The following is a 12346-nucleotide window of genomic DNA, read 5'->3' on the forward strand; positions in this document are numbered from 1 at the left end:
CGTGGAGTTTCAGCGAAGCCTGCTGCCTGCGCCTATCCTTCGTCGGCGTGCGCGCTCAGTCCGTCTGCGTCCTGAGACGCTTCTTGTCCAGCTTGCCGACGCTGGTGCGGGGCAGTTCGCTGACGAAATCGATGCGTTCGGGGACGGCGTAGCGCGAAATGCTGCCGTTTGCGGCGGCTTCGCGTACCAGGCGGCGTAAATCCTCGGGGTCTGCGTTGCCGCCCTGCCGCAGGACCACGAGCGCGTAGGGGCGTTCGCCCCAGCGGGGATCGGGGACGCCGATCACGGCCGCCTCGGCGACGGCGGGATGAGCGGAGAGGAGACTCTCCACTTCCAGGGAGGAAATCCATTCACCGCCGCTCTTGATGACGTCTTTCAGCCGGTCGGTGATGCGCAGGCAGCCGTCGGGGTCGAGGGTGCCGATGTCGCCGGTGTGGAGGTAGCCGCCGGCCCAGAGCTCCCGGGAGGCTTGCGCATTGTCGCGGTAGCTCGCGGTGAGCCAGGGGGCACGGGCGACGATCTCGCCCGGGGTTTTGCCGTCCCGGGGGGTGTCGGCAAACTCTGCGTCTACGGTGCGCAGTTCCACCAGAGGGACGGGATAGCCCGTGCAACTGCGGGCGGCGAGCGTATCGCCGTCTCCATCGGGAACCCGTGCCAGGGTCAGCAGGGGGCCGGTTTCCGACATGCCGTAACCGGCGAAGACGTCGATGCCGCGGGCCAGAGCTGCGGCAGTCAGGCCGCCGGGCAGGGCGGAACCGCCAATGACGACTTTCCAGCGGGAGAGGTCGACGTGCTCGGACTCGGGGCTGGATAGAAGCATCTGCAGCACCGTCGGGACACAGTGAGAGAAGGTCACCCCCTCGGCGGCGATCAGACGCAGCAGGTTTTCAGGCTGGTAGCGCCCGGGATAGATCTGCTTGAGCCCGAGAAGGGTGGCGATGTATGGCAACCCCCAGGCGTGGACGTGGAACATCGGCGTCAGGGGCAGGTATACGTCGCCCCGGTGCAGGCGGCCGGCGACAGGGGCGGCTGTGTAGGCGAGCGCGGCGGCCAGAGTGTGGAGCACGATCTGGCGGTGGCTGAAATGCACGCCCTTGGGGAGCCCGGTGGTGCCCGTGGTGTAGAAGGTCGTCGCCCGGGTGTTTTCGTCGAAATCGGGAAACGGGTAGTCGGTCGGGGCAGCAGAGAGCAGTGCCTCGTATTCGCCGGCAAAGGGTAGGGCACCCGGGTCCGCGGGCGCGTCGTCTTCGATCAGGATGAAGGTCTTCACCCGGGGGAGGCGCTCCCGCAACCCCGCCACGAGGGGGACGAAATCGGCGTGGACCAGGATGACCTCGGCGCCCGCGTGGTCGAGGGTGTAGAGCACCTGGTCCGCCGGCAGGCGGACATTCACCGTTTGCAGGACGGCTCCCAGCATGGGAACGGCGAAAAAGGCTTCCTGATAGCGGTGGCTGTCCCAATCCAGGACGGCAACCGTCGTTCCGGCGCCGACGCCGCACCCGGCCAGGACATTGGCCAGACGGCCCAGACGCTGCGCGAATTCCCGGTAGCTGTGGCGCCGCTCCCGGTAGACGATTTCCTGCTGCGGCGTGGTGGCCAACGGGGTGTGCAGGAGCTGACGGATGAGAAGGGGATAGGGATAGGCGGTGTCGGACATCACGCTCTCCTGGGGTTCGCCGATGCATGCCGATAATGCGCAAGCTTGGAGCGATGGAGGGGGTTCGGGGCGTCCGGGAACTGCCCCGGTCGTCTGTGGATATTACGCGGCCGCGCAGGGTGTGGATGCATCCGTACGGTCATCTATCCAGGGTGAGGTCGCGCAAACTTTGTGGCAGACTGATGGGTTTACAACGTCATTTGAAATTGTCATGCCATCTGCTCAAGCCCAACCCCTATCCGTCGCCATCGCCTGCCAGGGCGGCGGCAGTCATACCGCCTTCACCGCCGGAGTCCTTCAGGCACTGCTGACCGGGGTGGATCCCGCGCGGCACCGCATTACCGGCCTGTCAGGAACTTCCGGGGGTGCCCTTTGCGCGGCCCTCGCCTGGGCCGGGCTGGTGCGGGGCGATGCGGCCGATGGCGCGCGCCGCCTGGAATCCTTCTGGAACGACATGGTCGCCCGGGCGCCGGTGGATCTCCTGACCAACCTGGGACTGGTCTGGCTGCAACGCTCCCGGGACTGGCTTGCCCTGCCCGAGGTCAGCCCCTACAGCCTGCCCGAATTCGGTAGGGCCGTCCTGGCCGATCTCATCGACGCGCACATTCCCTTTGCCAGCCTGGATGGCCTTGCCGGTCCAGCGCTCCTGGTGGGGGCGGTGGAGGTTCTGAGCGGGGCCTTCACGGTGTTCAGCTCCCGCGCGCCGGAACCCGCGCTGCGGGTGGGGCGGGATGCCCTCCTGGCTTCGGCGGCGATCCCCGAGCTCTTCCGCGCCAAGCGCATGGGGGAGGCCATTTACTGGGATGGTCTCTTTTCCCAGAATCCCCCGGTGCGGGGCTTCATTTCCGGATGCGCTTCGGTAGAGGAAAAGCCGGACGAAATCTGGCTCGTTCAGATCAATCCCGAGAGGCGCGAGGCAGAGCCGCGTACCGTGGCGGACATCGCGGACCGGCGCAACGAACTGGCCGGAAATCTATCCCTGGCGCAGGAGTTGTTTTTCGTTGCCCAGGTCAATGCCTGGATCGACGCAGGCTGGCTTCCGCCGGACCGCTTCAAGCCCATCACCGTGCGCCCGATCACGCTCGCAATGGAGCTCGACTACCCTTCCAAACTCGACCGCAGCTCGGCCTTCATCGCCCGGTTGATGGACGAAGGGCGCCGGAGCGGGGCGGAGTTTCTGGCCCGGCGCTGAGCACCCGAATATTCCGTTCGCCCCGTAGTTGCCCCCGCGGAGCCTATGGATTATTCGGGCGCGCCCGCGCGGGCGCCGATGGGCGTGAAAAGGGGGCGCCCGGAATATTCACGGACGCTCAGCGCGGCAGCGACGAAAGCTTCTGTTCGATGCGCGCCAGAGGCACCGCGCCGGGGACACGTTCGCCGTCACCAAAGAACAGTGTCGGGGTGCCGGAAATATTGAGTTTCTTGCCGAATTCCTGATTGCGGGTTATCGCGGTGGCATCGCAATCATCCTTGCCGGGAGGGGTCTTGCTCTCGACCATCCAGTCGTTCCACGCCTTGGCGCGGTCAGGCGAGCACCAGATCTGGCGGGATTTCTTGACCGAATCCTCGGAGAGGATGGGGTAAAGGAAGGTATAGATGGTCACGTTGTCCAGCTTCTGAAGATCCTTCGCCAAACGCTTGCAGTAACCGCAGTTCGGGTCCTCGAAGGTCGCCAGAACCCGCTTGCCGTCCCCCTTCACCTGCTTGATCGCTCGTTCCAGGGGCAGATCGGAGAATTTGATTGCCGTGAGTTTGCGGATGCGTTCCTCGGTGATGTTCTGGCCGGTCTTGGCATCCAGCAGGACGCCGTCGATGAGGGTGGTGACTTTGTCGTCCGTATAGATGATGTGACCATCCACATAGACTTCGTACAAACCCAGATAACTGGTCTTGGTCACGCTCTCAACCTTGGACTTGAGTCGCGCTTCAATGGCCTTGCGCACCTCGCCCTCGTCGGCTCCTGCGGCGGTGGCCAATATCAGGCCCGCCACAGCGGGAATCAGCGTCTTCGCGAACATCGGGTTCTCCTAGTAGGCGCCCAGGGCGTAGCGCGCCAGGGCATTCTTGATGAAGGGCAGGGAATCGGTGAGGCCCAGGCCGAAGTTGCGCAAGGGTCTGAGGCCGGGGGCCGGGTGACGGAAGAGGCGGCGCAGGCCGTCGGTGGCTGTTTGCAGGAGCAGGGTTTCTTCCTTGCGCGCCCGTTGGTAGCCCGACAGGAAACGCAGGTCGCCGATATCGTGCCAGGGTTGCGCAGATCCGAGACGAAGTGCGAGCTCGGCGGCATCCTGAAAACCGAGATTGATGCCGTGGCCGGAGAGGGGGTGGATGCCGTGGGCTGCGTCCCCGACCAGGGCGAGGCGTGGGGCCACCGTCTGGGGAACCCGCATGAGCCGCAACGGGAAGGCCGCGGCAGTCGTGAGGAGTTCCAACTCACCCAGGGTGTGGCCGCCGGCCTCGGCCACACGACTGCACAGTTCTGCGGGAGGGAGGGCGCACAGCGCGTCTGCGTGGTCATCCGGGGTGGACCAGACGATGGAAATGCGGTTCCCGGGCAGGGGAAGCCAGGCAAGGACGCCGTCGTCACGGAACCACTGGCGGGCGATGCCACGGTGAGCGCGGGTGGTGGCGAAATTGGCTACCAGGCCTTTTTCGCCATAGGGCGTATTGTGGGCCTCAAGGCCGGCACAGCCCCGCACCCAGGAATCGCGGCCGTCGGCGCCGACCACCAGGCGGGAGCTCAGCGAACTGCCATCCCCAAAGCCCAGACAGGCCGCGTCGTGGCGGATTTCCAGAGAGCATGGACGGGCCGGTGAGATCAGGGTGAGGTTGCTCTGGCGCTTGGCGCTTTCCCAGAGCTCGCAGGCCATGAGAGAGGATTCCACGATCCAGGCCAGTTCGGTCACGCCGGTGTCGTAGGCGCTGAAGCCTATCCGGCCGCCGGCGTCACCATGGACATCCATGGCGGTCACCGGCGCCAGGCGGTCCCGGTCGAGATGCCGCCAGACGCCGATACGCTCAAGAAACGCCGCGTTAGCAGGGCTGATGGCGTAAATGCGCGCATCCCAGCCGGCCGGGCGGACCGGCGGATTCGGTTCGATCAGGGCGATTTTGAGGCGGGAATCCCGGAGGGCGACCGCCAGACTGGTGCCGGCGAGTCCTCCTCCGACGATGGCGAGGTCGAAATGCTGCATCGGCCGCATTGTGCCGAGGGGCCAGACAAACGGCAAGGGCCGGATCAGACCGGTTGTTTGGGAGGCTTGGGGCGTCGGTTGTTGCTGCGCGGACGGTGCTTGCGGTTGCCACCCGGGTTCTGACCCTGGCCGGCATTGCCCCCGGGACCGGCAGCCTGACCGCCACTTCCACCGCCTCCACCGCCACCACCGCCACCACCGCCACCACCGCCACCACCGCCACCACCGGGCGCGGGGCCGATGCGGTTGCCCGGAGCGAGCTGGATTTCCAGTTCGACGATCTCGTCCCATTGCTCGTCGCTACGGTCGCGCTCGGGTACCGAGAGCAGTTCCCGCAGCCGGCGGCGCAGGTCATTGGGGGGAGGATTGGCAGATGAATTCATGGAGTAGAAACTAAAACGAGGTCCGCAGAGGCGGACCTCGCAGGGTAAAACACGGCTTACTTCTTCTTGCTGGCGCTCTTCTTGGCGGCCACAGCAGCCTTGAAGGCGGTGCCGGCGGAGAACTTCGGCACGGTGGTGGCCGGAATCTTCAGCGTCGCGCCGGTCTTGGGGTTCTTGCCGGTGCGGGCAGCGCGCTTGGCCGACTTGAAGGTGCCGAATCCGACCAGCGTCACGGATTCTCCCTTGGAGACGGTCTTCACTACAGCGCCGATGATGGCGGACAGAGCCTTGTCGGCGGCGGCCTTGGTAATGCCGGCTTCTTTGGCGGCAACTTCGACCAATTCGGATTTGTTCATCTACGTGCCTCCTCATAGTGATTGAAATGACTGGCCGCTTTCACGGCAGCGCAACTAAGTTAGCACATTTTTTTTGGAATTGTTGGCAGTGGCATAGCTTTGTTGCGCCTTTTTTCGGGCAATGTGTGGTAATCCGGACTAAAAAGGCCCTTTCGGCGGGGGTGTCCGGCGGTTGGAGTACGTCCCGGCAGTCCGGGAGCGGATGGGCGGAGATGGGATTTTGCGCGCCTGCATCCGGATCGTTGTCGTTTGCGTACTCGTTTTCAAGACGCCCAGGAGGTGCTGCACGCTCCGCCGCTCCCCGTGGAATGCCCCTGATCGACCTCGAAAGGACTTGCCTTGACACCCTGTTGCCTTCCCTTCCCGGATCTCTGCCGAATCTTCACCACCCAGGCCGGGAAGCGCTTACGGCTTGCGCGGTCCTCGCGGCGATCCCATGGGCAGGCGACGCTTCCAGGAGGGCTCTGCGGCAGCGACTGTCGCGTCGGCGTCAGGCGTGCAAGAATGGTCAAGGGGGCGTGCGCCCACGCGGCGAGGCAGGCCAAAGTGGAGGGGCTTTTTGCCGTTCCGCATCTGGAATATGGCGGGGCCGACGCGGCGGAGCAAGGGCTTGCGACGGCCCCCCTGCGTGCTGACTTCCCGCACTGAGGCATGGGAGATGGGGGTTTTCATGGAATCCTGGGACGACGACTCACTCGACCTGCCTTCCGTCGACGCACTCGAGGCCGAAGAGGAGCAGGACGAGACGGAGGACGAAGGCGCCCAGGCAGCGCCGACGCCGTACGTCGCCGATCCTGCCACTGAAACGGCCCTGCGCGCCTGGATCGGGCGCGTCGTAAACAGTGACGAAGCGGCGCTGGCCTCGCTCTACGAGGCCATGGTCGGCCGGGTCTACGGCCTGGCCCTGCGCATCACGCGGCAGGTTCAACTGGCGGAGGAAGTGGCCGAAGACACTTTCTGGCAAATCTGGCGCCAGGCGCCCCGTTACGATGCCGGTCGCGGGACTGCGATGGCCTGGATCATGACCATGGCCCGCAGTCGGGCCCTCGATGCGCTGCGCCGGCGTGAGCCCGCCGAGAGTGAAGCCGATATCGAACGTCTGGCGGAAAGCGGTTCCGACGCCCAGGCCGGCCCCCAGGATCTCCTGGAGGCCGTGCAGCAAGGCTCGCTCCTGCACGCCGCCCTGGCCAGACTCGACCCCCTGCCGCGTCAACTCGTTGCCCTGGCGTTCTTCCGTGGCCTCAGCCACGAGGAGATCGCCGACCAGACCGGCATACCCCTTGGGACGGTCAAGTCCCACATCCGCCGTGCCCTGGAGCGCCTGCGGCGCTTCCTCGCGCCGGCGGAACAATCGATGGTGACATCATGAAACCCCCAGCCCCCCCCCTCACGCCTTCCGACGAGGCTCTCAGTCGCCTCCTCTGCGAAGACCTCGCCCCAGCTTCCCGTGCGCCTCAGTCGCCCGCCGGCCTTCTCGACCGGGTGCGCGCCAGCGCCGCCGCCCGTGCAGCCATGACCACCGTGCGCGCCCGGCAGGATACCTGGCGCAAGGTCATGGCCGGGGTGCGCAAGAAAGTGCTCTGGGACGGTCCTCAGGGCGCCTCGGTCCTGCTCGAATTCCAGCCCGGGGTAAAGCTGCCCGGCCATCGCCACGCCTGGCTGGAGGAGGGGATCTGCCTTTCGGGGGGCTTGCTGGCCGGCGACCTGGAACTCGGCCCTGGCGACTACCAGGCCTCCCCTCCGGGCAGTCGCCACGCGGCCATCACCAGTTGCCCGCGACGCGGTGCCCTCGCCTACCTGAGGGGCACTTCCCTCGGACACCCCGGCCACCAGATCGGCGAACTCCTTGGCGGGCTCCTGCCCGGGCAGGGCGCCCCCCAGCGTACCGTGCTTCTGCGGGATGGCGGCTGGCAGTCCGTTGCTCCGGGGGTGGAGCTTCTCCCCCTGTGGTCGGGCGGTGGCGTCGAGTCCCGTTTTGTCCGACTTTCTCCTGGGGCAAGCCTTCCGGGGCACGACCATCCGGTCGACGAGGAATGCATGATGCTGCAAGGCGAACTCTACTTCGGCGATCTCCTCGTCCAGGCGGGCGATTTCCATCTTGCCCCGGCGGGTACCTGCCACGGCGACGTCTGCTCCGAAAGCGGAGCTCTGCTCTTCGTGCGCGGCGGAGCGCTGGGGTCATGAAGAGCCGCTTCGTCCTGGTCAGCCGCTGGCTGATGCCCGCTCCCCGCGAGCGCGTCTGGGAACTGCTCGTCCATCCCGAGCGCTGGCCCCACTGGTGGCCCCGGCTCGAAAGTGCCCGCCGAACCGTGCCCGGCGCCGCCGACGGCCTGGGCGCAGTGACGGAATTCCGCTGGAACAGCGGCCTGGGTTATCGCATCGAATTCGCAGTCGCTACCGTGCGCGTCCAGGAACCCATCGAGCTCGAAGGGGAGGCTCGCGGCAACTTGCGGGGCAGCGGGCTCTGGCTCCTGGAGGAAGCCGGCGACGGCGCTCGCCTGACCTACCGTTGGGACGTGCAACTGGAAAAGCCCTGGATGCGTCTCCTCGCCCCGTTGCTCTGGCCCGTCTTTGCCCAGCGCCACTTCCGCGTCATGCGCGACGGCGCCCGCGCCATGGCGCACCAACTGGGTTGCGAAGCGGGCCGCGTCGAGGAATGGTCGAGTCTGACCTTGCGACCGAGTTGAGGAACTTCCCCCCACTCCGGGGGCCTATGGCTTCAATTCGTACCCGGAATGCGATCATGAAATCTCTCTTTTCTCCCCTGGCCGCGATGTTTCTCGCCGTTGCTCAATCCGCCTGGGCGGCGGCGCCGGTGGCGGGGTCCGTGGCGCCGGATTTTGCCCTCCCCGATGCCAGCGGCAAGGAGAGGCGCCTCGCCGATTGGCGGGGACGCTGGCTGGTGCTGTATTTCTACCCCAAGGACGATACGCCGGGCTGCACCACCGAGGCGCGCAATTTCCGCGATCGGCTGGAGCGGTTTGCGGCCCAGAAGGCGGAGGTGGTGGGGGTCAGTCTGGACGACGGAGCTTCGCACCGGGCCTTCGCCGATAAGCACCGCCTACCCTTCACCCTGCTATCCGACGCCGGGGGCACGGTGGCGAAGCGCTACGGAGCGCTGTCCGATTTCGGTGTGTTTCGCTTTGCCAAGCGTTACACCTTTCTCATCGACCCCGAGGGGCGTATTGCCCGGACCTACCTCAAGGTCGACGCGGACGGCCATGCGGAGGAAGTCCTGGCTGACATCCGGCAACTGGGGGGGGCATGATCGGGGGCATAGGCATTGCCTATGATCTTTATCGGATCATTCAATTGGATTGATGGGGCGGCTGTTCCTAGACTGGCGTTGTTGCTTTTCCACCCAACCCAGGAGTCATCGCCATGTCCCTCATCAACACTGCAATCAAACCCTTCAAGGCCACTGCCTTCCACAACGGCAAATTCGTCCCGGTCACCGATGCCGACCTGAAGGGCAAGTGGTCCGTGGTCTTCTTCTACCCGGCCGACTTCACCTTCGTCTGCCCCACCGAACTGGGCGATCTGGCCGACGAGTACGCCAAGTTCCGTGATCTGGGCGTCGAAATCTACGCCGTCTCCACCGACACCCATTTCACCCACAAGGCCTGGCACGACACCTCCGATACCATCAAGAAAATCGCCTACCCCATGGTCGGCGACCCCACCGGCACCATCACCCGCAACTTCGGCGTGATGATCGAGGAAGAGGGCCTGGCCCTGCGTGGCAGCTTTCTCATCAACCCGGAAGGCGTAATCAAGGTCGCCGAAATCCACGACCTGGGCATCGGTCGTGACGCCAAGGAATTGCTGCGCAAGGTGCAGGCCGCCCAGTACGTGGCCTCCCACCCGGGCGAAGTCTGCCCCGCCAAGTGGACGCCGGGCGACGCCACCCTGGCTCCGTCCCTGGACCTGGTCGGCAAGATCTGATTTCGCTCCCCGGCTGTCCGTGACTTTGTCGACTTCGCCTCGCCGTGCGACAGCACTGTCTTCGGCTCGTCTTCGCGTCACGAACAGCCGGTCACCGAAATCCCGACCTCGGTAACCGAAGGCGGGGATTCCACCGCCAAGCGGCCAACGGCCGCTTGCCAGTGCAATTCCTTCAGGGAGAAAACCATGCTCGACGCCACCATCAAGGCCCAACTGTCGGCCTACCTCGAAAAGCTCCAGCGCCCCATCGAACTGGTGGCGTCCCTCGACGACAGCCCCAAGGCCCAGGAAATGCGGCGCTTGCTCGTCGACATCGCCGGTCTTTCGGCGAAGGTCATCCTGCGGGAGGACGGTGCTGCCACCCTGCGTCCGTCCTTCTCCATCGGCGTGCCGGGCGAGGCAACCCGCATCCACTTTGCCGGCCTGCCCATGGGGCACGAATTCACATCCCTCGTGCTGGCGCTGCTGCAAACCGGCGGCCATCCGCCCAAGGTGGAGCCGGCGGTGATCGAACAGATCAAGGCCTTGCCGGGGACTTTCCGCTTCGAGGCCTTCATTTCCCTCTCCTGCCATAACTGTCCGGACGTGGTGCAGGCCCTCAATCTGATGGCCGTGCTCCACCCCGGCGTGGAGAGCGTCATGATCGACGGCGCCCTGTTTCCGGACGAAGTCGCCCGCCGCAAGATCATGGCGGTGCCCACCGTCTTCCTCAACGGCGAACCCTTCGGCCAGGGTCGCATGACCATCGAGGAGATCCTCGCCAAGGTCGATCGCGGTGCCGCCCCCCGGGAGGCGGAGAAGATCGCCGGCAAGGCAGCCTTCGACGTGCTCGTCGTCGGTGGCGGGCCGGCGGGTGCGGCCGCCGCCATTTACGCGGCGCGCAAGGGCATCCGTACCGGCGTCGCCGCCGAGCGCTTCGGCGGCCAGGTGATGGACACCCTGGCCATCGAGAACTTCATCTCGGTAAAGGAAACCGACGGCCCCAAGCTGGCCGCCGCCCTGGAGCAGCACGTCAAGCAGTACGACGTCGATGTGATGAACCTGCAACGGGCGGAAGCGCTCGTGCCGGCCGGGGCAGACGGGCTTGCCACGGTGCGCCTGGCGAGCGGCGCCGAGTTGAAGAGCCGCAGCGTCATCCTCGCCACCGGCGCCCGCTGGCGCGAGATGAACGTGCCCGGCGAGAAGGAATACAAGGCCAAGGGCGTCTGCTTCTGCCCCCACTGCGATGGACCCTTGTTCAAGGGCAAGCGGGTGGCGGTGATCGGCGGCGGCAATTCCGGCGTCGAGGCGGCTATCGACCTGGCCGGCCTCGTCGCCCATGTGACGCTCCTCGAATTCGACGGCAAACTGCGGGCCGACGCTGTGCTGCAGCAAAAGCTCGCCACCCTGCCCAACGTGACCGTCATCACCCAGGCGCTGACGACCGAAGTGGTGGGCGACGGCGAAAAGGTCACCGGCTTGATCTACCAGGACCGGGCGACGGGAGAGAAGCACGCCGTGGATCTGGCCGGCATCTTCGTCCAGATCGGCCTCTTGCCCAATACCGACTGGCTCAAGGGAACGGTCGCGCTCTCCGGTCGGGGCGAGATCGAGGTGGACGCCCGGGGCCAGACCTCCGTGCCCGGCGTTTTCGCCGCCGGCGACTGCACCACGGTGCCTTACAAGCAGATCATCATCGCCATGGGTGAAGGCGCCAAGGCCTCCCTGGGGGCCTTCGACCACCTGATCCGCATGCCTGAGCCGCCGAGGCTGGCACTGGCCGCCTGAGAGCCTGCGAATATCATTCACCCCGCTCGGCGTTGCCAAGGCGCAGCCATAGTCCGAGCTATGGTTGCGCCTTATCGTGCATACCTCAGCACGCCGCTCGCGCGCGCCCGAAAAATTCACAGGCGCTGAGGGGGTTCAGGTCCGTGTCAGCAGTTTGGGCAAGGAACGCGCACTCCGAGGATCGACGCGTCCCTTTCCCGTCGCCCGCCGTGCGATGCTCCGCCAAAGGGCTTTGGCCGGAGCATCCAGCCTGTCCAGCCCAAGGTAGCGTTTGAAGAACCATAGGCGGTCCGAGAGCGACCAGTGAAGGGAGGGGATGAGCAGTGAATAGAGGTCGCGCTGGGCGCACTGGCTTCTGAAAGGCCTGCGGCGGGATTTTTCCAGATCGATGACCCTCGCCTCCACCGCGCCGTCGGGCAGGGTGCGGATATAGATGTGCTTGGGGAAGAAGCAACTATGCTGGAGGCGCGCATCGTGCATGCGGCGCAACAGGTCGGCCACCGCCTGCAGAACCTGGCGGCGATTGGCCCGTGGCGGTACGCCGTCCCGCAGCCAGCGGCTGACCTGCTCCTGCACGGAAACATAACCGACCAGTTCTTCAGTGGCGAGGATGGCCCTATGCCCCACCGAACTGCGGCGCACGGCGAAATAGACGGGGACGAGGGCAGGAATCCCCAAGGAACGATAGAGCTCGATGCGGTCGAATTCACGCTGGAAGGTGGGGACCCCTCTGATGGGGTGGCTCAGGGCAAAGGTGCCATGGTTTTCCTGGCGTTTCAGGAACACGGCACGGCTCCCGCCCCCCGGTAGGGCGAGCTCGACGCGGCTGACGCCGCTCCAACCCCCACGTCGGCGATTGGGCTCTTCGAACCACGGCGCTTCCAGCGCCCACACGTGATCAAAGTCCAGCAGGTGGTTATGGGCAAGGATGTGCTGCCAATCCGGGTGGATGAAATCAGTCATGTCACCAATCCGAGTGACGACAGGTGTCCCCCGCTATCTCCTGCAGTGCCGGGGCTGTAGCGGGGGAGGGCGATGACCATCGGT

Annotated in this window: 13 protein-coding genes; 7 read left to right on the forward strand and 6 right to left on the reverse strand. The window is 65.7% G+C overall.

Translation table 11 applies throughout. The annotated features are described in order from the left end of the window. Positions 1-55: 55 nt before the first annotated feature. Positions 56-1657, reverse strand: a complete 1602-nt coding sequence (locus tag IPM73_01145; GenBank protein MBK8916701.1) for a fatty acid--CoA ligase — start codon at positions 1655-1657, stop codon at positions 56-58. 211 nt (positions 1658-1868) lie between these two features. Between IPM73_01145 and IPM73_01150 the strand changes: the two genes are divergently transcribed. Then, complete coding sequence (locus IPM73_01150; GenBank protein MBK8916702.1) at positions 1869-2849, forward strand: patatin-like phospholipase family protein; 981 nt, start codon at positions 1869-1871, stop codon at positions 2847-2849. A gap of 118 nt (positions 2850-2967) precedes the next feature. On the opposite strand, the gene IPM73_01155 is transcribed toward IPM73_01150, so the two are convergent. Genes IPM73_01155 through IPM73_01170 form a run of 4 tightly spaced genes read right to left on the reverse strand, consistent with a single transcriptional unit; the run spans position 2968 to position 5587 of the window. Beyond that, positions 2968-3675, reverse strand: coding sequence for a DsbC family protein (locus IPM73_01155; GenBank protein ID MBK8916703.1), 708 nt, complete (start codon positions 3673-3675; stop codon positions 2968-2970). Positions 3676-3684: 9 nt separating this feature from the next. After that, the gene (locus IPM73_01160) at positions 3685-4848 is read right to left on the reverse strand and encodes a UbiH/UbiF family hydroxylase (GenBank protein ID MBK8916704.1); all 1164 of its coding nucleotides are present in this window, start codon (positions 4846-4848) and stop codon (positions 3685-3687) included. A 44-nt stretch (positions 4849-4892) separates the two neighbouring features. Further along, positions 4893-5231: a hypothetical protein gene (locus IPM73_01165; GenBank protein MBK8916705.1), complete on the reverse strand. Its 339-nt coding sequence runs from the start codon at positions 5229-5231 to the stop codon at positions 4893-4895. Positions 5232-5287: 56 nt separating this feature from the next. Next, positions 5288-5587 carry an HU family DNA-binding protein gene (locus IPM73_01170; GenBank protein MBK8916706.1) on the reverse strand — a complete coding sequence of 100 codons (300 nt, stop codon included), beginning with the start codon at positions 5585-5587 and terminating at the stop codon, positions 5288-5290. Positions 5588-6464: 877 nt separating this feature from the next. Between IPM73_01170 and IPM73_01175 the strand changes: the two genes are divergently transcribed. The 6 genes from IPM73_01175 to ahpF all read left to right on the forward strand — a co-directional run bounded on the left by IPM73_01175 (position 6465) and on the right by ahpF (position 11299). Continuing rightward, the gene (locus IPM73_01175) at positions 6465-6956 is read left to right on the forward strand and encodes a sigma-70 family RNA polymerase sigma factor (GenBank protein MBK8916707.1); all 492 of its coding nucleotides are present in this window, start codon (positions 6465-6467) and stop codon (positions 6954-6956) included. Beyond that, positions 6953-7771, forward strand: a complete 819-nt coding sequence (locus IPM73_01180) for a cupin domain-containing protein (protein MBK8916708.1) — start codon at positions 6953-6955, stop codon at positions 7769-7771. The genes IPM73_01175 and IPM73_01180 overlap by 4 nt, the downstream gene beginning before the upstream one ends. After that, positions 7768-8274 (forward strand): SRPBCC family protein, encoded by a 507-nt coding sequence (locus IPM73_01185; protein MBK8916709.1) that lies wholly within the window; start codon positions 7768-7770, stop codon positions 8272-8274. Before IPM73_01180 ends, IPM73_01185 begins: the two co-directional genes overlap by 4 nt. Positions 8275-8330: 56 nt before the next feature. After that, on the forward strand, positions 8331-8855 hold the full coding sequence (locus tag IPM73_01190) for a peroxiredoxin (protein MBK8916710.1): 525 nt from the start codon (positions 8331-8333) through the stop codon (positions 8853-8855). 113 nt (positions 8856-8968) lie between these two features. Beyond that, entirely contained in the window at positions 8969-9532 is a 564-nt protein-coding gene (gene ahpC / locus IPM73_01195) for a peroxiredoxin (protein MBK8916711.1), read from the forward strand. A 186-nt stretch (positions 9533-9718) separates the two neighbouring features. After that, a complete protein-coding gene (gene ahpF / locus IPM73_01200; GenBank protein MBK8916712.1) occupies positions 9719-11299 on the forward strand; it encodes an alkyl hydroperoxide reductase subunit F in 1581 nt (526 codons plus the stop codon). A 135-nt stretch (positions 11300-11434) separates the two neighbouring features. On the opposite strand, the gene IPM73_01205 is transcribed toward ahpF, so the two are convergent. Continuing rightward, positions 11435-12262, reverse strand: coding sequence for a lipopolysaccharide kinase (locus IPM73_01205; protein MBK8916713.1), 828 nt, complete (start codon positions 12260-12262; stop codon positions 11435-11437). Positions 12263-12346: the final 84 nt, after the last annotated feature.

It is taken from the genome of Betaproteobacteria bacterium (assembly GCA_016720065.1).
Taxonomy (GTDB): domain Bacteria; phylum Pseudomonadota; class Gammaproteobacteria; order Burkholderiales; family Rhodocyclaceae; genus SSSZ01.